The sequence below is a fragment of the Enterobacter sp. CCUG 70166 genome, assembly GCF_020224095.1.
In the GTDB taxonomy this organism is placed as follows: domain Bacteria; phylum Pseudomonadota; class Gammaproteobacteria; order Enterobacterales; family Enterobacteriaceae; genus Enterobacter; species Enterobacter intestinihominis.
The window spans coordinates 265676-284101 of record NZ_NRIQ01000035.1; the positions used below are offsets into that span (position 1 = coordinate 265676).

Annotated in this window: 18 protein-coding genes; 6 read left to right on the forward strand and 12 right to left on the reverse strand. The window is 56.0% G+C overall.

Going from position 1 to position 18426, the window contains the following annotated elements:
* Window positions 1-174: 174 nt before the first annotated feature.
* The 3 genes from kdgA to zwf form a co-directional block, all read right to left on the reverse strand.
* Entirely contained in the window at window positions 175-816 is a 642-nt protein-coding gene (kdgA, locus tag CKK19_RS15455) for a bifunctional 4-hydroxy-2-oxoglutarate aldolase/2-dehydro-3-deoxy-phosphogluconate aldolase (protein ID WP_063853565.1), read from the reverse strand.
* Window positions 817-855: 39 nt separating this feature from the next.
* Window positions 856-2667 (reverse strand): phosphogluconate dehydratase, encoded by a 1812-nt coding sequence (edd, locus tag CKK19_RS15460; protein ID WP_063853566.1) that lies wholly within the window; start codon window positions 2665-2667, stop codon window positions 856-858.
* A 234-nt stretch (window positions 2668-2901) separates the two neighbouring features.
* Complete coding sequence (zwf, locus tag CKK19_RS15465) at window positions 2902-4377, reverse strand: glucose-6-phosphate dehydrogenase (RefSeq protein WP_022648481.1); 1476 nt, start codon at window positions 4375-4377, stop codon at window positions 2902-2904.
* A gap of 354 nt (window positions 4378-4731) precedes the next feature.
* On the opposite strand from zwf, the gene CKK19_RS15470 reads away from it, so the two are divergent.
* Window positions 4732-5601 carry a MurR/RpiR family transcriptional regulator gene (locus tag CKK19_RS15470; RefSeq protein WP_003859769.1) on the forward strand — a complete coding sequence of 290 codons (870 nt, stop codon included), beginning with the start codon at window positions 4732-4734 and terminating at the stop codon, window positions 5599-5601.
* Between the two features lie 114 nt (window positions 5602-5715).
* The gene (gene pyk, locus CKK19_RS15475) at window positions 5716-7158 is read left to right on the forward strand and encodes a pyruvate kinase (protein ID WP_003859767.1); all 1443 of its coding nucleotides are present in this window, start codon (window positions 5716-5718) and stop codon (window positions 7156-7158) included.
* A 43-nt stretch (window positions 7159-7201) separates the two neighbouring features.
* Here the strand turns inward: pyk and lpxM are convergent, their stop codons facing one another.
* From lpxM to znuA, 3 genes are all read right to left on the reverse strand, one after another.
* Window positions 7202-8173 carry a lauroyl-Kdo(2)-lipid IV(A) myristoyltransferase gene (gene lpxM / locus CKK19_RS15480; RefSeq protein ID WP_022648482.1) on the reverse strand — a complete coding sequence of 324 codons (972 nt, stop codon included), beginning with the start codon at window positions 8171-8173 and terminating at the stop codon, window positions 7202-7204.
* A gap of 119 nt (window positions 8174-8292) precedes the next feature.
* Window positions 8293-9612, reverse strand: a complete 1320-nt coding sequence (gene mepM, locus CKK19_RS15485) for a murein DD-endopeptidase MepM (RefSeq protein WP_022648483.1) — start codon at window positions 9610-9612, stop codon at window positions 8293-8295.
* A gap of 15 nt (window positions 9613-9627) precedes the next feature.
* On the reverse strand, window positions 9628-10572 hold the full coding sequence (znuA, locus tag CKK19_RS15490) for a zinc ABC transporter substrate-binding protein ZnuA (RefSeq protein WP_063853576.1): 945 nt from the start codon (window positions 10570-10572) through the stop codon (window positions 9628-9630).
* Between the two features lie 77 nt (window positions 10573-10649).
* Here znuA and znuC point away from each other — a divergent pair, with 77 nt between their 5' ends.
* Both znuC and znuB read left to right on the forward strand, forming a co-directional pair.
* Window positions 10650-11405: a zinc ABC transporter ATP-binding protein ZnuC gene (znuC, locus tag CKK19_RS15495; protein ID WP_003859757.1), complete on the forward strand. Its 756-nt coding sequence runs from the start codon at window positions 10650-10652 to the stop codon at window positions 11403-11405.
* On the forward strand, window positions 11402-12187 hold the full coding sequence (gene znuB, locus CKK19_RS15500) for a zinc ABC transporter permease subunit ZnuB (RefSeq protein WP_063853567.1): 786 nt from the start codon (window positions 11402-11404) through the stop codon (window positions 12185-12187). The genes znuC and znuB overlap by 4 nt, the downstream gene beginning before the upstream one ends.
* A gap of 52 nt (window positions 12188-12239) precedes the next feature.
* Here znuB and ruvB read toward each other — a convergent pair whose 3' ends face one another.
* The 6 genes from ruvB to aspS all read right to left on the reverse strand — a co-directional run bounded on the left by ruvB (window position 12240) and on the right by aspS (window position 17495).
* Window positions 12240-13250, reverse strand: coding sequence for a Holliday junction branch migration DNA helicase RuvB (gene ruvB, locus CKK19_RS15505; RefSeq protein ID WP_006811035.1), 1011 nt, complete (start codon window positions 13248-13250; stop codon window positions 12240-12242).
* 8 nt (window positions 13251-13258) lie between these two features.
* The gene (gene ruvA / locus CKK19_RS15510; RefSeq protein WP_022648487.1) at window positions 13259-13873 is read right to left on the reverse strand and encodes a Holliday junction branch migration protein RuvA; all 615 of its coding nucleotides are present in this window, start codon (window positions 13871-13873) and stop codon (window positions 13259-13261) included.
* Between the two features lie 80 nt (window positions 13874-13953).
* Window positions 13954-14475: a crossover junction endodeoxyribonuclease RuvC gene (gene ruvC / locus CKK19_RS15515; protein ID WP_014884319.1), complete on the reverse strand. Its 522-nt coding sequence runs from the start codon at window positions 14473-14475 to the stop codon at window positions 13954-13956.
* A gap of 34 nt (window positions 14476-14509) precedes the next feature.
* Entirely contained in the window at window positions 14510-15250 is a 741-nt protein-coding gene (locus CKK19_RS15520; RefSeq protein WP_003859747.1) for a YebC/PmpR family DNA-binding transcriptional regulator, read from the reverse strand.
* Window positions 15251-15277: 27 nt separating this feature from the next.
* Window positions 15278-15721 carry a dihydroneopterin triphosphate diphosphatase gene (gene nudB, locus CKK19_RS15525; protein ID WP_023300445.1) on the reverse strand — a complete coding sequence of 148 codons (444 nt, stop codon included), beginning with the start codon at window positions 15719-15721 and terminating at the stop codon, window positions 15278-15280.
* 1 nt (window position 15722) lies between these two features.
* Window positions 15723-17495 carry an aspartate--tRNA ligase gene (gene aspS / locus CKK19_RS15530; RefSeq protein WP_063853568.1) on the reverse strand — a complete coding sequence of 591 codons (1773 nt, stop codon included), beginning with the start codon at window positions 17493-17495 and terminating at the stop codon, window positions 15723-15725.
* 263 nt (window positions 17496-17758) lie between these two features.
* Between aspS and CKK19_RS15535 the strand changes: the two genes are divergently transcribed.
* Window positions 17759-18325 (forward strand): hydrolase, encoded by a 567-nt coding sequence (locus CKK19_RS15535; RefSeq protein ID WP_063853569.1) that lies wholly within the window; start codon window positions 17759-17761, stop codon window positions 18323-18325.
* A partial coding sequence (locus CKK19_RS15540; RefSeq protein ID WP_225455182.1) for a hypothetical protein occupies window positions 18322-18426 on the forward strand: 105 nt, incomplete at its 3' end. The genes CKK19_RS15535 and CKK19_RS15540, both read left to right, overlap by 4 nt.

The following is an 18426-nucleotide window of genomic DNA, read 5'->3' on the forward strand; positions in this document are numbered from 1 at the left end:
ATTATTCATCAAATATATAAGTGAGGGATTATTTAATAATGAAGAATGATACGCCTGGGGTTAGGGATATTAAAAAATGTTTGTGGGGAGAAGAAGAAGAAGAACTTATACATGCTGGTCACATAAAGTGACCAGCATCAGGTCAGAGGGCCTGCTTTATGCATTGAGCATTTGTTACTGTTTCGCGCCTTCTACCGCTTCGCGAGCCAGTTTAGTAATGCGATCCCAGTCGCCTGCTTCCAGCGCATCCGCCGGAACCAGCCAGGAGCCACCGATGCACAGCACGCTTTTCAGCGCCAGGTAGTCGCGGTAGTTGGCCGGAGAGATGCCACCCGTTGGGCAGAAACGTACCAGGGAGAATGGGCCTGCAATCGCCTGCAACGCTTTGGTGCCGCCGTTCGCTTCAGCCGGGAAGAATTTAAACTCTTTCAGGCCGTAGTCCATACCCAGCATCAGTTCAGAAACGGTGCTGATACCCGGGATCAGCGGAATAGTACCTTCGGTTGCGGCTTTCAGCAGCGGCTCGGTCAGGCCCGGGCTGATGGCAAACTGTGCGCCCGCTTCGGTCACTTCCGCCAGCTGCTGCGCATTCAGAACCGTACCAGCACCGATGATCGCTTCCGGCACTTCTTTGGCGATAGCGCGAATCGCATCCATCGCACAGGCAGTACGCAGGGTCACTTCCAGAACACGAACGCCACCCGCAACCAGCGCCTTCGCCATTGGGACAGCGTGCTCCAGTTTGTTTACCACAATAACCGGCACGACAGGGCCAGTAGTCAGGATTGCTTCTGCACTTGTTTTCCAGTTTTTCATCAGAGTTTTCTCTCGCCAGATCGTTAAAATCAAGTCGTCTTAAAACGTAATACAGGTTGCGCCCTGCTCCGCACCGGAGAGTTTCTCACGCAACGCACCAAACATCTCGCGTCCGGTACCCACTCGGGATGCGCTCAGGTCAGGAATATGTGGCTGACGCGCCGTCAGCTCTGCTTCGTCCACCAGCAGGGTTAACTCGCCTGTCTGACCGTTAACGCGGATCATGTCTCCATCATGGACTTTCGCCAGCAGGCCGCCGTCGTAGGCTTCCGGGGTGACATGAATCGCTGAAGGCACTTTACCTGATGCCCCCGAGAGGCGTCCATCGGTCACCAGCGCAATTTTGAAACGGCGGTCCAATAATACACCAAGCGGCGGCATAAGTTTATGTAATTCTGGCATCCCGTTCGCTTTTGGTCCCTGATGACGCACCACGACTACGCAGTCTTTATCAAGCAGACCCGCGTCGAAGGCAGGTAAAACGTCGTGCTGGCTTTCAAACACCACCGCCGGGGCTTCGATAACCTGATTCTCTTCCGGCACGGCAGAGGTTTTCATTACGGCACGCCCAAGGTTACCGCTCAGCACTTTGGTGCCGCCGTGAGGAGAGAACGGCTGTTCGAAGGTCGCGATAACCTGAGGATCGAGCGAGTTGCTCGCCCCCTCGCGCCAGTCCAGCTCACCGTTGTTCAGCCACGGCTCAAGGGTATAGCGATGCAGGCCAAAGCCCGCCACCGTGTTGACATCCTCATGCAGCAGGCCGCCTTTCAGCAGCTCGCGCATCAGCACCGGCACGCCGCCCGCGGCCTGGAAGTGGTTGATGTCCGCCGGACCGTTCGGGTACAGACGCGCCATCAGCGGTACCACGGAAGAGATCTCGGAGAAGTCATCCCAGTTGATCTGAATGCCCGCCGCGCGCGCCATCGCGACAAGGTGCATGGTATGGTTGGTTGAACCGCCGGTCGCCAGCAGGGCGACAATCCCGTTGACGATGACTTTTTCATCCACCATTTTGCCCATTGGCATCCACTCGTTGCCGTTACCGGTCAGACGCGTCACCTGACGGGCTGCGGCTTCGGTCAGCGCTTTACGCAGTGGGGCATCCGGCTGGATGAACGACGAGCCCGGCAGCTGCATCCCCATAAACTCCACCACCATCTGGTTGGTGTTGGCCGTACCGTAGAACGTACAGGTGCCCGGCGCGTGATAGGACGCGGCTTCCGCTTCCAGCAGCGCCTGACGGTCCGCTTTTCCTTCGGCATACAGCTGGCGGATACGGACTTTTTCCTTGTTTGGCAGACCGCTTGCCATCGGGCCTGACGGCACAAAAATCGCTGGCAGATGGCCAAACGACAGCGCGGCCATCACCAGCCCCGGGACGATTTTGTCGCATACGCCCAGGTAGAGCGCGCCATCAAACATATTGTGAGAGAGGCCCACTGCCGCCGACATGGCGATCACTTCGCGGCTCAACAGAGACAGCTCCATACCGTCCTGTCCCTGAGTCACGCCATCACACATGGCCGGCACGCCGCCTGCAACCTGGCCCACCGCGTTCACGCTGTGCAGCGCATTGCGGATGATAGACGGGTAAACCTCATACGGCTGGTGGGCTGAAAGCATGTCGTTATAGGAGGTAATGATGGCGATATTGTTACGCAGCATGCTTTTCAGCGCGTCTTTATCACCAGGCTGGCAGGCGGCAAAGCCGTGGGCCAGATTCCCGCAGGCCAGCTGTGAGCGATGGACCGTTTCACTCTTCGCCTGTTCGATGCGGGCAAGGTAGGCAGCACGGGTCTCTTTCGAGCGTTCAACGATGCGTTGTGTTACGCGTAACAATGTCGGATTCATAAAAGCTCCTCTAATTTATCTGTCCAGGCTCGGGAGTTTACACAGTTTCTGACGGTTATTAACAACGCTGAAACGCCTGATATCCGGAGCACAGGGGCAAAATGTCTGAAGGGAGTGTAATAAAAAAAGCTCCGCGGGTGAATCCACGCGGAGCTTAAAAGATTAAAAATTATGCCACTTGCTGTGTTAGATCATGTTACCGGTAAAATAACACCTTTGGGCTAGAGATGGGGGTTATTCAAACTCGTTCCAGGAGCGGCCATCACGGGTGATCATCGCAACGGAGGCGACAGGTCCCCATGTTCCCGCCTGATACGGTTTTGGCGCGTCCTGGTCGGCTGCCCACGCTTCGGTGATTGAGTCCACCCACTTCCACGCCTCTTCCACTTCATCGCGGCGGACGAACAGCGCCTGGATACCACGCATGGTTTCCAGCAGCAGACGCTCGTAAGCATCGGCCAGATGCGTCTGGTTGAAAGTTTCAGAGTAACTCAGGTCGAGTTTGGTGGTTTGCAGGTTGTGTTTGTGATCAAGACCCGGCACTTTGTTCAGGATCTGAATATCCACACCCTCGTCCGGCTGTAAACGGATGGTCAGTTTGTTCTGCGGCAGTTCCTGCCAGGATTCTTTGAACAGGTTCAGTTCCGGATTTTTGAAGTAGACCACCACTTCGGAGCATTTTGCCGGCAGACGTTTCCCGGTACGCAGGTAGAACGGCACGCCGGCCCAGCGCCAGTCGTCGATATCCACGCGGATCGCCACAAACGTCTCGGTGTTGCTGGACTTGTTCGCGCCCTCTTCTTCCAGATAGCCAGGGACTTTTTTCCCCTGGGCAAAACCTGCGGTGTACTGGCCGCGCACGGTTTTCTCACGCACGTTGGAGCGGTCAATACGGCGCAGTGATTTCAGCACTTTCACTTTGGCGTCACGAATACTGTCGGCCGTCAGATCTGACGGTGGAGACATGGCAATCATGCACAGAATTTGCAGCAGGTGGTTCTGGATCATGTCACGCATCTGGCCGGCCTGGTCGAAGTAGCCCCAGCGGCCTTCGATGCCCACTTCTTCCGCCACGGTAATTTCCACGTGGTCGATAGTGCGGTTGTCCCAGTTGTTCACAAACAAGGAGTTGGCAAAACGCAGCGCCAGCAGGTTCAGAACCGTCTCTTTACCCAGATAGTGGTCAATACGGTAAACCTGACACTCCTCAAAGAACTCGCCCACCTGGTCGTTGATTTCACGCGAGGTTGCAAGCGACGTACCCAGCGGCTTCTCCATCACCACGCGCGCCGGTTTGGCGTTCAGCTTCGCTTCGCCCAAACCTTTGCAGATGGCGCCGAAGGTGCTTGGCGGCATGGCGAAATAGTTAATGGTGACGCGATTTTCCTGGTCCAGCATTTCACCCAGACGGGTAAAGGCGCTTACATCGTTGACGTCCAGATTGCAGAAATCGAGACGCCCGCTCAGCTTATCCCAAAGGCTTTCATCGATTTTCTCTTTCATGAACGTTTCGAGCGCCTCGCGCACGACTTTGGTATAAGCCTCCTTATCCCAGTCGGCGCGCCCTACCCCAAGAATTCGGGTATCGGGATGGATCTGGCCCGCTTTTTCGAGCTGATACAGGGAAGGCAGCAATTTTCGGCGTGCAAGATCGCCTTTCGCGCCGAAAATGACCAGGTCACATGCCTGGGCTGTTTGCGTTACCGCCATGTCATTCTCCTCAGTTAGATCTCCTGGTACTCTGCCAGGTATCGTTGTAATTTTATTACAATGCACTGTACTGCTTTTACGCGTTTCCTGAAACCATTAGCGCTTAACGACGCGTGCGATACGGTGATTTTTCGTCGCGCGGGCCATTACGCCCGTCTGGTGACGCAACAAACGTCGATTCTTTGCGCAACAGGGTCAGAGCAAAACCCGACGTCGATCAAGTAATGAAAAAAAACAACAACATTTCTTGTCGACGATTACCCTTTCGGGTGTCCCGGGGGTAATATCGGCTAAATCGAATCAAGGTTTCATCTCTATGAAATCGTTTATGCCCTCATGAGCGTCTTGTTAACAATGAACATGCTGGAAAAAATCCAGTTTCAACTGGAACACCTTAGCAAATCCGAGCGCAAAGTGGCCGAAGTTATTCTCGCCGCGCCCGCTCAGGCGATTCATTCAAGCATCGCCGCTCTGGCACAGGAATCGGGCGTCAGCGAACCGACGGTCAATCGATTCTGTCGTAGTCTGGACACCCGCGGCTTTCCTGATTTTAAACTGCATCTGGCACAAAGTCTGGCAAACGGTACCCCGTATGTTAATCGCAATGTAGATGAAGACGACAGCGTTGATGCTTACACCGCAAAAATATTTGAATCGGCAATGGCCACGCTCGACCATGTTCGCCAGTCTCTGGACATGAGTTCAGTGAATCGCGCGGTCGATCTTCTTACGCAGGCCAAACGGATTGCCTTCTTTGGCCTTGGCTCGTCCGCCGCCGTGGCGCATGACGCCATGAATAAGTTCTTTCGCTTTAACGTGCCGGTGATTTACTCCGATGACATTGTGCTGCAACGCATGAGCTGTATGAATTGTAGCGAAGATGATGTCGTGGTACTCATCTCCCATACGGGCCGCACCAAGAGCCAGGTGGAGCTGGCGCAACTCGCGCGTGACAACGATGCGATGGTCATCGCCCTGACGACGGCAGGTACGCCGCTGGCCCGGGAAGCGACGCTCGCCATTACCCTGGACGTACCGGAAGACACCGACATGTACATGCCGATGGTCTCCCGCCTGGCGCAGCTGACGGTCATCGACGTGCTGGCGACCGGTTTTACTTTACGCCGGGGCGCAAAATTCCGGGATAACTTGAAGCGGGTCAAGGAAGCCCTGAAAGAATCGCGTTTTGATAAAGAATTGCTTATAAAGAGCGATGTTCCCTAATAACGACGATGTACGATTTACGGCATTCGGTCCCCTCGCTACTGCCTTGCGATAGATGAAGGCCGATTCTATGTTCACGCAACACCAAAGTTGTTTCAGTCAACGGAGTATTACATGTCCAGAAGGCTTCGCAGAACCAAGATCGTCACCACCCTAGGCCCGGCCACCGACCGCGATAATAACCTCGAAAAGATTATCGCCGCGGGTGCCAACGTGGTGCGCATGAACTTCTCTCACGGTACGCCAGAAGACCATAAATTACGTGCCGACAAAGTGCGTGAAATCGCAGCTAAACTGGGCCGCCATGTTGCTATCCTCGGTGACCTGCAAGGTCCAAAAATCCGCGTATCGACCTTTAAAGAAGGCAAAGTCTTCCTCAACATCGGCGATAAATTCCTGCTGGATGCCAACCTGAGCAAAGGCGAAGGCGATAAGGAAAAAGTGGGTATCGACTACAAAGGTCTGCCTGCTGACGTTGTGCCTGGCGACATCCTGCTGCTGGACGACGGACGCGTACAGCTGAAAGTGCTGGAAGTTCAGGGTATGAAGGTGTTCACCGAAGTGACCGTCGGCGGCCCGCTCTCCAACAACAAAGGCATCAACAAACTCGGCGGTGGCCTGTCTGCCGAAGCGCTGACCGATAAAGACAAAGCGGATATCGTGACCGCAGCGCAGATCGGCGTGGATTATCTGGCCGTCTCCTTCCCCCGCTGCGGCGAAGATCTGAACTATGCTCGCCGCCTGGCGCGTGATGCAGGCTGCGATGCGAAAATCGTTGCGAAAGTGGAACGCGCTGAAGCGGTCTGCGATCAGGACGCGATGGACGACGTGATCCTGGCGTCTGACGTGGTGATGGTTGCCCGTGGTGATCTGGGCGTGGAAATTGGCGACCCTGAACTGGTCGGTATCCAGAAAGCGCTGATCCGTCGCGCGCGTCAGCTGAACCGCGCGGTGATCACCGCCACCCAGATGATGGAATCCATGATCACCAACCCAATGCCAACCCGTGCGGAAGTCATGGACGTGGCGAACGCCGTGCTGGATGGTACTGACGCGGTGATGCTGTCAGCAGAAACCGCTGCGGGTCAGTATCCGGCGGAAACCGTGGCCGCCATGGCGCGCGTCTGCCTGGGTGCGGAGAAGATCCCAAGCATTAACGTCTCCAAGCACCGCCTGGATATCCAGTTCGACAATGTGGAAGAAGCGATTGCGATGTCCGCGATGTACGCAGCCAACCACCTGAAAGGGGTCACGGCGATCATCACCATGACCGAATCTGGCCGTACCGCGCTAATGACGTCTCGCATCAGCTCCGGTCTGCCGATCTTCGCCATGTCCCGTCACGAGCGTACGCTGAACCTGACGGCGCTGTATCGCGGCGTGACGCCAGTCTACTTCGACAGCACCAACGATGGCGTGGCCGCCGCGCACGATGCCGTGAACCTGCTGCGCGACAAAGGTTATCTGGTATCCGGTGATATCGTTATCGTGACGCAGGGTGACGTGATGAGCACCATCGGCTCAACCAATACCACCCGCGTACTGACCGTAGAGTAAGCTCCGATCCCCTCTCCCCTAAGGGGAGAGGGGTGAAGGTTTCCTATTTCTTCGGGAAAAGCTCTTTACGCTTGTACGGCTCTGTTTCGCCAGGTTTACGCGTTTTGAGCAACTTCAGGATCCACGTATATTGCTCCTTATGTGGCCCCACCAGCACTTCCACCTCTTCATTCATGCGGCGTGCAATGGTGCGATCGTCCGCGGTCAGCAGATCGTCCATCGGCGGACGTACCTCAATGCTCAGGCGATGCGTTTTACCGTCATAAACCGGGAACAGCGGGATCACGCGGGCGCGGCAGACTTTCATCAGGCGACCAATCGCGGGTAGCGTAGCTTTATAGGTCGCGAAGAAATCGACAAACTCGCTGTGCTCAGGACCGTGATCCTGATCGGGCAGGTAGTAGCCCCAGTAACCCTGACGTACGGACTGAATGAAAGGCTTAATGCCATCGTTTCGGGCGTGCAGACGTCCGCCAAAGCGACGGCGCACGGTATTCCAGACGAAATCGTAGATTTTGTTTCCCTGATTATGGAACATCGCCGCCATTTTCTGGCCCTGCGACGCCATTAACATTGCCGGAATGTCGACCCCCCAACCGTGCGGCACCAGGAAAATCACTTTTTCATCATTGCGACGCATCTCGTCGATGATTTCCAGCCCTTTCCAGTCAACGCGGTCGACGATCTTTTCCGGCCCTTTCAGCGCCAGTTCCGCCATCATCGCCATGGCCTGTGGCGCGGTGGTATACATGTCATCAATGATTGCTTCGCGTTCGACGTCGGTTTTATCCGGGAAGCAGTACAGAAGGTTTATTTGCGCGCGGCGGCGTGCGCTTTTACCCAGGCGCCCTGCCAGGCACCCCACTTTTCCGAGAACCGGATCGCGGAGGGAAGCAGGTAGCAACGCCATGCCAGCAAACGCGTATACGCCAAGCCAGGCGCCCCAGTTACGCGGGTGGCGAAAGGATTTTTCAAACTCGGGAATGTACTCAATATTGTTTTTTTTGGTTTCCATGCGGGTTCCAGGGTCTGGTGACGCAAAAATATATTCAGATAGTGTAGCGAGGCAGCCGTCCGCGTACAAAAGAAAAAGCCGGCGCACACTGACGCCGGCTTATTTTTGAGGGTGTTAGCTTAGTCGAAGCGCAGCTGTGGCATCACCTCTTTCACCTGCGCCAGGTAATCTTTGCGATCTTTCCCGGTCAGCCCTTCGGTGCGCGGCAGTTTTGCCGTCAGCGGGTTAACCGCCTGCTGGTTGATCCACACTTCGTAGTGCAGGTGCGGGCCCGTCGACCGGCCGGTGTTACCGGACAGCGCGATGCGATCGCCACGTTTCACTTTCTGGCCCGGTTTGACCAGCAGTTTACGCAGGTGCATGTAGCGGGTGGTGTATGTACGACCGTGACGAATAGCAACGTAATAGCCAGCAGCACCGCTGCGTTTCGCCATGACCACTTCACCATCCCCTACCGCCAGCACTGGCGTGCCCTGCGGCATGGCGAAGTCAACGCCACGGTGCGGCGCTACGCGGCCCGTTACCGGGTTCAGACGACGCGGGTTAAAGTTGGAGGAGACGCGGAACTGTTTCGCCGTTGGGAAACGCAGGAAGCCTTTTGCCAGGCCCGTACCGCTGCGGTCATAGAACTTACCGTCTTCCGCGCGAATGGCGTAGTAGTCTTTGCCGTCTGAACGCAGACGAACACCCACCAGCTGGCTCTGCTCGCGCTTACCGTCGAGCATTTCGCGGGACATCAGGACAGAGAACTGATCGCCTTTTTTCAGTTTGCGGAAATCCATCTGCCACTGCATGGCTTTGATCACCGAGCTGATTTCAGCGCTGGTCAGGCCAGCATCGCGGGCACTGGAAACAAAGCTGCCGCCGACGGTCCCTTTCATCACGCTGTTAACCCAGTCGCCCTGCTGCATTTCACTGGTCATTTTGAAACCGTTTGCGGTGCGATCGTAGGTGCGGGTTTCGCGACGGGACATCTCCCAGGTCAGACGTTGCAGATCGCCATCGGGCGTTAAGGTCCAGGAAAGCTGCTGACCAATTTTCAGGTTACGCAGCTCTTTATCGGATGCGGCAAGCTGGCTAATGTTGCCCATGTCGATACCGTACTGGTTCAGGACGCTGCTCAGCGTATCGCCAGTAGAAACAACATATTCATGAATGCCGGTTTCATTCTGGATCTTGTCATCCAGCTCATCCTGGGGAATAGCTTCATCTTCCTGTGCGGCCTGATCGATAGGCTCGCTGGCCTCAGGCAGCAGAGAGCGGATCTCGCTCTTCTCCAGTTCGATGGTTTTAATAATAGGGGCAGAACTCGGGTGGTAAACATAGGGCCGCCAGACGGCGACCGCTAACGTGAGAACTGTAAGCGACCCCAGCATAACGCGGTGGGGTCGAGGCAGATTGTTAAATGCCAGGGCGACAGAGCGGGCTATCTGTTGCACGTATTCACTTCCTCGTTAATCTCCTTTCAGGCAGCTCGCATACTGATTCGCCAGTTGGCTGAGGAACTGCGAATAGCTCGCTTTGCTCAACTGGATGTTCGTACCTAGCGGGTCAAGGGTTCCCATGCGCACGGATGTTCCCCTGGCCACGGCTTCTACGACCGCTGGCCTGAACTGTGGCTCAGCAAAAACGCATGTCGCTTTTTGCTCAACCAACTGTGTTCTGATTTCATGTAAACGCTGCGCACCAGGCTGAATTTCAGGGTTGACGGTAAAATGCCCCAATGGGGTCAGACCGTAATGTTTCTCGTAATACCCGTAGGCATCATGAAAAACGAAGTACCCTTTTCCTTTAAGCGGTGCGAGCTCGTTACCCACCTGTTTGTCGGTTGCGGCTAATTGAGCCTCAAAATCCTTCAGGTTGGCGTCGAGTTTGATTCGACTTTGCGGCATAAGTTCCACTAATTTGTCGTGGATTGCAACCGCTGTAAGCCGCGCTATCTCTGGGGAGAGCCAGAGATGCATGTTGTATTCACCGTGATGGTGATGGTCGTCACCTTTTTCGCCATGAGCATGGTCGTGGTCGTGTTCGTCGCCCTCGTCCTCAGCCCCTTTCATCAGCAACGGTTTCACAGCGGACAGCTCACCAATCGTCACCTGTTTCTGCGCAGGGACCTGTTTAGCGGATTTCTGCATGAACGCTTCCATCTCAGGACCAATCCAGACGACTAAGTCCGCGTTCTGTAAGCGTTTTACATCAGACGGACGCAGAGAATAATCATGCTCGGAGGCCCCGTCAGGCAGAAGAACCTCTGTGTCCGTCACACCGTCGGCGATGGCAGCGGCGATAAAGCCAAGTGGTTTAAGCGAAGCGACAACGGCAGCGTTAACATCTTGTGCTGTTGTCCCCAAAAGAGCAGCGGATAAAGCTGCGAAAAGAAGCGTATTTTTCTGTAACATAATGCGACTAATCATCGTAATGAATGCGTGGAATGTGATATTATAACATTCGATGACTTCTGCAAGCTTAAATTGACATGACGACTTTAGTTTCTCTTGAAAATGTTTCGGTCTCATTCGGCCAGCGCCGCGTCCTTTCTGACGTGTCGCTGAATCTGAAGCCCGGCAAAATACTCACGCTGCTCGGCCCTAACGGTGCAGGCAAATCGACGCTGGTGCGCGTCGTATTAGGCCTGGTAGCCCCTGACGCAGGTGTTATCGTCCGCGAGGACAAATTGCGTATCGGCTATGTGCCGCAAAAATTACATCTTGATGCCACCCTGCCCCTGACGGTGAGCCGCTTCCTGCGTCTCCGTCCCGGTACGCGTAAAGCGGATATCCTACCGGCGCTAAAACGCGTTCAGGCGGGACATCTTGTTGAGGCGCCTTTGCAAAAGCTGTCGGGCGGTGAAACCCAGCGCGTATTGCTTGCCCGCGCCCTGCTCAGCAGCCCTCAGCTGCTGGTCCTGGACGAGCCGACGCAGGGTGTCGACGTCAACGGTCAGGTTGCGCTGTACGATCTTATCGACCAGCTCCGTCGGGAGCTTAACTGCGCGGTGCTGATGGTCTCCCACGATCTGCATCTGGTAATGGCCAAAACCGACGAAGTGCTGTGCCTGAACCATCACATCTGTTGTTCCGGCACGCCGGAAGTGGTGTCAATGCATCCCGAATTTATCTCCATGTTTGGCCATCGTGGCGCCGAACAGCTGGGCATCTATCGCCATAATCACAATCACCGCCATGATTTACAGGGACGAATTGTCCTGCGTCGGGGAAATGGACACTCATGATTGAACTGTTACTGCCCGGCTGGCTGGCCGGGATTATGCTTGCCTGCGCCGCGGGTCCACTCGGCTCGTTTGTCGTCTGGCGCAGAATGTCCTATTTCGGCGATACGCTGGCCCATGCGTCATTGCTGGGTGTCGCGTTTGGTTTGTTGCTGGACGTAAACCCGTTTTATGCGGTGATTGTCGTCACGCTGCTGCTGGCCGCCGGTCTGGTCTGGCTGGAAAAACGCCCTCATCTGGCAATTGATACCCTGCTCGGCATTATGGCGCACAGCGCCTTGTCGCTGGGCCTGGTGGTGGTGAGCCTGATGTCAAACATACGCGTAGACCTGATGGCCTATCTGTTCGGCGATCTGCTGGCCGTCACGCCCGAAGATCTGATTTTCATTGCCATTGGCGTGGTGGTGGTACTCGGGATCCTGCTGTGGCAGTGGCGGAATTTACTGGCAATGACCGTCAGCCCCGATCTGGCCTTTGTCGACGGCGTGAAGCTTCAGCGCGTGAAGCTGCTCTTGATGCTGGTGACGGCGTTAACCATCGGGGTGGCGATGAAATTTGTTGGCGCGCTGATCATCACGTCGCTGTTGATAATCCCTGCCGCCACGGCGCGTCGTTTTGCGCGTACGCCGGAGCAAATGGCCGGTATCGCGGTGATAATCGGGATGATCGCAGTGACGGGCGGATTAACCTTCTCGGCGTTTTATGACACGCCAGCGGGGCCGTCGGTGGTATTGTGCGCGGCGGTGTTGTTTATTTTCAGTATGATGAAGAAGACCGCGCAGTAGTCAGCATGTCCCCGGTGGCGCTTCGCTTACCGGGGCTACCATTAATCGCTACTTACGGCATCGCGGGCGGCGTAATGCCGAAATGATTCCACGCCCGCACCGTCGCCATACGACCACGCGGGGTACGCTGTAAGAAGCCCTGCTGGATCAGATATGGCTCCAGCACGTCCTCGATAGTCTCACGCTCTTCGCCAATTGCCGCCGCCAGGTTATCCAACCCCACCGGCCCGCCAAAGAACTTATCCAGCACCGCCAGCAGCAGCTTACGGTCCATATAGTCAAAGCCTTCGGCATCAACGTTCAGCATATCCAGCGCCTGCGCAGCAATGTCAGCCGAAATGGTGCCATCGTGCTTCACCTCGGCAAAATCACGCACGCGACGCAGCAGGCGGTTGGCGATACGCGGCGTACCGCGGGAACGTTTCGCCACTTCAAACGCTCCCTCTTCGCTCATATCCAGCCCCATGTAGCGCGCGCTGCGCCCCACAATATGCTGAAGGTCGGGCACCTGATAAAACTCCAGACGCTGCACGATACCAAAACGGTCACGTAGCGGAGAGGTCAGTGAGCCGGCGCGGGTCGTGGCGCCAATCAGGGTAAACGGTGGCAGATCGATTTTGATCGAGCGCGCGGCCGGGCCTTCGCCGATCATGATATCCAGCTGGTAATCCTCCATCGCCGGATAGAGCACTTCCTCCACCACCGGTGACAGGCGGTGGATTTCATCGATAAACAGCACGTCATGCGGTTCGAGGTTGGTCAGCATCGCCGCCAGGTCCCCTGCTTTCTCCAGCACCGGGCCGGAGGTGGTACGGAGGTTAACGCCCATTTCGTTGGCGACGATATTCGCCAGAGTGGTTTTACCTAGCCCCGGCGGACCAAAAATCAGCAGGTGATCGAGCGCATCGCCGCGCAGCTTTGCCGCCTGGATGAAAATCTCCATCTGAGAACGAACCTGCGGCTGGCCAATGTACTCATCCAGCAGTTTTGGACGGATCGCGCGATCCACCACGTCATCTGGCTGAATGGTGCCTGCCGATACCAGGCGGTCTGCTTCAATCATCCTTTACCTCACAATGCAGCGCGCAGCGCTTCACGAATCAGAGTTTCACTGCTGGCATCCGGTTTGGCAACTTTACTCACCATACGGCTGGCCTCCTGAGGTTTATAGCCCAGCGCCACCAGCGCGGCAACCGCTTCCTGCTCGGCATCATCATCTGTCGCTGGCCCGCCCGGTGAAGTCAGCACCAGATCGGCCGCCGGGGTGAACAGATCGCCATGCAGACCTTTAAAGCGGTCCTTCATCTCGACAATCAGGCGCTCGGCGGTTTTCTTGCCGATGCCCGGAAGTTTAATTAACGCAGCCGGATCTTCGCGCTCAACAGCATTCACAAACTGTGGCGCTGACATACCGGACAGAATCGCCAGCGCCAGCTTGGGCCCGACGCCGTTGGTTTTAATTAATTCGCGGAACAGAGTGCGTTCCTGTTTGTTATTGAATCCGTACAGCAGCTGAGCGTCCTCACGCACCACAAACTGGGTAAAGACAACCGCCTCTTTGCCCGCCTCCGGCAACTCGTAGAAGCAGGTCATCGGCATATGGACTTCATAGCCCACGCCACCCACTTCCAGCAGCACTAACGGGGGTTGTTTTTCAATGATGATGCCTCTGAGTCTGCCTATCACGTGACGCTCCTGCGTTCTGGATGAAATTAACTGCCGACATAATAAAAAAAGGCTGGATAAACATCCAGCCTGATTTGTCATTATCGTAATCTGCCTCGCGCCAGATTGAGCCGCGACTCACTCATTTGCATCGCGTTCTGGCTGACGTGGCAGTGGGTAATCGCAATGGCCAGCGCATCGGCGGCGTCGGCCTGCGGGTTCGCCGGGAGCTTCAGCAGGGTACGCACCATGTGCTGCACCTGGCTTTTCTCCGCGCTACCTATGCCCACCACCGTCTGCTTAACCTGACGGGCCGCGTATTCAAACACTGGCAGGTCCTGGTTCACGGCGGCAACTATCGCCACGCCGCGCGCCTGCCCGAGCTTTAACGCCGAGTCAGCGTTCTTCGCCATAAAGACCTGCTCGATGGCGAAAAAGTCCGGCTGAAACTGGGTGATGATCTCCGACACGCCCGCATAAATGAGCTTCAGGCGCGACGGCAGATCGTCCACTTTGGTACGAATACAGCCGCTGCCGAGGTAGGTTAGCTGGCGTCCCACCTGACGGATAACGCCATACCCGGTGACGCGTGAGCCGGGGTCAATCCCGAGGATAATCGACATCACGCGTCTCCCGTAAACGGTTTACAGGCTCTCATCAGAGAGTCGCTGCAACCTCATCAGAGATTTCACCGTTGTGATACACTTCCTGCACGTCGTCGCAGTCTTCGAGCATGTCGATCAGACGCAGCAGTTTCGGTGCGGTTTCTGCATCCATGTCCGCTTTTGTGGAAGGGATCATGGACACTTCAGCGTTATCCGCTTTCAGACCTGCCGCTTCCAGCGCATCGCGCACGGCACCCATCTCTTCCCATGCGGTGTAGACATCGATAGCGCCGTCGTCGTAGGTCACTACGTCTTCCGCACCGGCTTCCAGCGCCGCTTCCATGATCGCATCTTCGTCGCCTTTCTCGAAGGAGATGACGCCTTTTTTGCTGAACAGGTAAGCAACGGAACCGTCAGTGCCCAGGTTACCACCGGTTTTGGTGAACGCGTGGCGCACTTCCGCAACGGTACGGTTACGGTTGTCGGACAAGCACTCTACCATCACCGCCGTACCGCCAGGACCGTAACCTTCATAAATGATGGTTTCCATGTTCGCGTCTTCATCACCGCCCACGCCACGTGCGATTGCACGGTTCAGGGTGTCTCGCGTCATGTTGTTGGACAGGGCTTTATCCACCGCCGCGCGCAGACGTGGGTTAGAGGCCGGATCGCCGCCACCCAGACGCGCCGCTGTAACCAGCTCACGAATGATTTTGGTAAAGATTTTACCGCGTTTGGCATCCTGTGCCGCTTTACGGTGTTTGGTGTTGGCCCACTTACTATGACCTGCCATAAAAAGTTCTCCAAAAATCGCGCCTTCTCAGGCAGCGTTAATTACAAATTCTTCTATCGCCTGCCGGTTGCTCCATGACTTGGTCAGTGCGGCGGCATCCGCCGCATCCACCCAGCGGTAGGTCAGGTGTTCCGTGAACACGATCTCCCGCTCATGGGGAAGCGCAAGGCAGAACCACGATTCCGTATTGCGCTCAATTCCCGGTGCATAGCGATGACGTAAATGGCTAAAAATTTCAAACTCCACCGTGCGCTGACAGTCCTTCAGGGTCAGTTGCTCGCGAGCAACGTCAATGGCGACCTCTTCCTTTACTTCACGCGCGGCGGCCTGCGGCGCGGACTCTCCCTCTTCCAGACTGCCGGTAACCGACTGCCAGAAATCAGGATCGTCGCGCCGCTGCAACATCAGCACCCGCTTCGAGTCTTCTGCATAAATGACCACCAGAACCGAAACGGGACGCTTATATGCCATATCAGTTTTTCTCTTCCTTCTTCACCACCTCAATGCCCAGCTCAGCCAGCGCGGCCGGGTTGGCAAAGCTTGGCGCTTCAGTCATCAGACACGCCGCTGCGGTGGTTTTCGGGAAGGCGATAACATCACGGATGTTGTCGGTGCCGGTCAGCAGCATGGTCAGACGGTCAAGACCAAAGGCCAGACCCGCGTGCGGAGGCGTACCGTATTTCAGGGCGTCCAGCAGGAAGCCAAACTTCTCGCGCTGCTCCTGCTCGTTAATGCCCAGAATGCCGAACACGGTCTGCTGCATTTCACCGCTGTGAATACGCACGGAGCCGCCGCCCACTTCGTAGCCGTTGATAACCATATCGTAGGCATTCGCTACCGCATCTTCCGGTGCAGCCTTCAGTTCCGCCGCCGTCATGTCTTTTGGCGAGGTGAACGGGTGGTGCATCGCGGTCAGGCCGCCTTCACCGTCGTCTTCAAACATCGGGAAGTCGATCACCCACAGCGGCGCCCATTTGCTTTCATCGGTCAGGTTCAGGTCTTTGCCGAGCTTCAGACGCAGCGCGCCCATCGCATCCGCAACGACTTTCTTGTTGTCTGCGCCGAAGAAGATCATGTCGCCATCCTGCGCGCCGGTGCGCTCCAGAATAGCTTCCACGATGTCCGCATTCAGGAATTTCGCAACAGGGCTGGTAATGCCTTCCAGACCTTTAGCACGCTCGGTTACTTTAATATAGGCCAGACCTTTCGCACCGTAGATCTTGATGAAGTTGCCGTAGTCGTCAATCTGCTTACGGCTCAGCGCAGCACCGCCCGGTACGCGCAGGGCAGCCACGCGGCCTTTCGGATCGTTAGCCGGACCAGCAAAGACCGCGAACTCAACGGCTTTCACCAGGTCTGCCACGTCCACCAGCTCCATCGGGTTACGCAGGTCTGGTTTGTCGGAGCCGTAGCGACGCTCGGCTTCCGCGAAGGTCATGATTGGGAAATCGCCCAGCTCAACGCCTTTTACGTCGTTCCACAGGCTACGCACCAGGGCTTCCATCACCTCACGCACCTGCTCGGCGGTCATGAAGGAGGTTTCCACATCGATCTGGGTAAATTCTGGCTGACGGTCTGCACGCAGATCTTCATCGCGGAAGCATTTCACGATCTGATAGTAGCGGTCGAAGCCGGACATCATCAGCAGCTGCTTGAACAGCTGTGGTGACTGTGGCAGCGCGTAGAATTTGCCCTTATGGACGCGGGATGGCACCAGGTAATCGCGCGCGCCTTCCGGCGTGGCTTTGGTCAGCATCGGGGTTTCGATATCGAGGAAACCGTGGTCATCCATAAAGCGACGCACCAGGCTGGTGATTTTCGCACGGGTTTTCAGGCGCTGAGCCATCTCCGGGCGACGCAGATCCAGGTAGCGGTATTTAAGACGCGCTTCTTCGGTGTTGACGTGGTTGGAGTCCAGCGGCAACGCTTCTGCGCGATTGATAATCACCAGATCGGACGCCAGCACTTCGATAGCACCGGTCGCCATCTCGGCGTTGATGTTTTTCTCGTCACGCGCACGCACGGTGCCCGTCACCTGAATGCAGAACTCATTACGCAGCTCAGAGGCCAGCTTCAACGCATCAGCGCGATCCGGATCGAAGAACACCTGAACGATACCTTCGCGGTCACGCATATCAATAAAGATAAGGCTACCAAGATCGCGACGACGATTGACCCAACCACACAGGGTGACCTGCTGCCCGACGTGGGACTGACGCAGCTGCCCGCAATATTCTGTACGCATGAGATATCCCTTAATTAGCCGCAGGCTGATTGTCGCCTGTCTTACAGGCTACGATGTCGCAGCTTTCTGTATGTCACAACTGGATGAAAAAAGGCGGCTATTATACTGGAAATTCTGCCGCACGATAAGAGCGAAGCACGGCCTGACGCGTGTTTGCTGTGCTCTTATTGTCTATTCTCACAAAAATTAACAAAATTATCCGACCGATAACAGGCCATCCCGTCGTAAGGTGTAAAAAAGCAATTAATTTTACTGGAGTGACAATGTTAACGCTTGATGCCACCAAAACCGCCCTTGTGGTCATTGATTTACAGGAAGGGATCCTGCCTTTTGCCGGTGGTCCACACACCGCTGACGATGTTGTAAGCCGTGCTGCGCGTCTGGCGGAAAAATGCCGGGCCAGCGGTGCGCCTGTCGTCATGGTGCGCGTCGGCTGGTCCACTGATTTCGCCGAAGCGCTAAAGCAGCCAGTTGATGCTCAGGCCCCGGCGCATGCGCTGCCGGACAACTGGTGGACATACCCGGTCTCACTCGGTAAACGCGACAGCGATGTAGAAGTCATCAAACGCCAGTGGGGCGCATTCTATGGCACTGACCTGGAGCTCCAGCTGCGCCGTCGCGGGATAGACACTATTATTCTGTGCGGGATCTCCACCAACATCGGTGTGGAATCCACCGCCCGTAACGCCTGGGAGCTGGGCTTTAACCTGGTGATAGCGGAAGATGCGTGCAGCGCAGCCTCTGCGGATCAGCATCAGGGCAGCATGACCCATATCTTCCCGCGTATTGGTCGCGTGCGCAGCACGGATGAGATCCTCAGCGCACTATGATGTACGTGGGTTTGCCCCAGTGGTCGCACCCGAAATGGGTGCGCCTGGGTATTACTGGCCTTGAAGAGTATGCCCGACACTTTAACTGCGTGACGCGGCAA

What these genes read in the sequence shown, in the direction of transcription:
- kdgA (WP_063853565.1), bottom strand. Translation starts at nt 816, where the DNA reads ATGAAAAACTGGAAAACAAGTGCAGAAGCAATCCTGACTACTGGCCCT.
- aspS (WP_063853568.1), bottom strand. Translation starts at nt 17,495, where the DNA reads ATGCGTACAGAATATTGCGGGCAGCTGCGTCAGTCCCACGTCGGGCAG.
- pyk (WP_003859767.1), top strand. Translation starts at nt 5,716, where the DNA reads ATGTCCAGAAGGCTTCGCAGAACCAAGATCGTCACCACCCTAGGCCCG.
- znuA (WP_063853576.1), bottom strand. Translation starts at nt 10,572, where the DNA reads ATGTTACAGAAAAATACGCTTCTTTTCGCAGCTTTATCCGCTGCTCTT.
- lpxM (WP_022648482.1), bottom strand. Translation starts at nt 8,173, where the DNA reads ATGGAAACCAAAAAAAACAATATTGAGTACATTCCCGAGTTTGAAAAA.
- znuC (WP_003859757.1), top strand. Translation starts at nt 10,650, where the DNA reads ATGACGACTTTAGTTTCTCTTGAAAATGTTTCGGTCTCATTCGGCCAG.
- CKK19_RS15470 (WP_003859769.1), top strand. Translation starts at nt 4,732, where the DNA reads ATGAACATGCTGGAAAAAATCCAGTTTCAACTGGAACACCTTAGCAAA.
- nudB (WP_023300445.1), bottom strand. Translation starts at nt 15,721, where the DNA reads ATGGCATATAAGCGTCCCGTTTCGGTTCTGGTGGTCATTTATGCAGAA.
- znuB (WP_063853567.1), top strand. Translation starts at nt 11,402, where the DNA reads ATGATTGAACTGTTACTGCCCGGCTGGCTGGCCGGGATTATGCTTGCC.
- edd (WP_063853566.1), bottom strand. Translation starts at nt 2,667, where the DNA reads ATGAATCCGACATTGTTACGCGTAACACAACGCATCGTTGAACGCTCG.
- CKK19_RS15520 (WP_003859747.1), bottom strand. Translation starts at nt 15,250, where the DNA reads ATGGCAGGTCATAGTAAGTGGGCCAACACCAAACACCGTAAAGCGGCA.
- ruvC (WP_014884319.1), bottom strand. Translation starts at nt 14,475, where the DNA reads ATGTCGATTATCCTCGGGATTGACCCCGGCTCACGCGTCACCGGGTAT.
- CKK19_RS15535 (WP_063853569.1), top strand. Translation starts at nt 17,759, where the DNA reads ATGTTAACGCTTGATGCCACCAAAACCGCCCTTGTGGTCATTGATTTA.
- zwf (WP_022648481.1), bottom strand. Translation starts at nt 4,377, where the DNA reads ATGGCGGTAACGCAAACAGCCCAGGCATGTGACCTGGTCATTTTCGGC.
- ruvB (WP_006811035.1), bottom strand. Translation starts at nt 13,250, where the DNA reads ATGATTGAAGCAGACCGCCTGGTATCGGCAGGCACCATTCAGCCAGAT.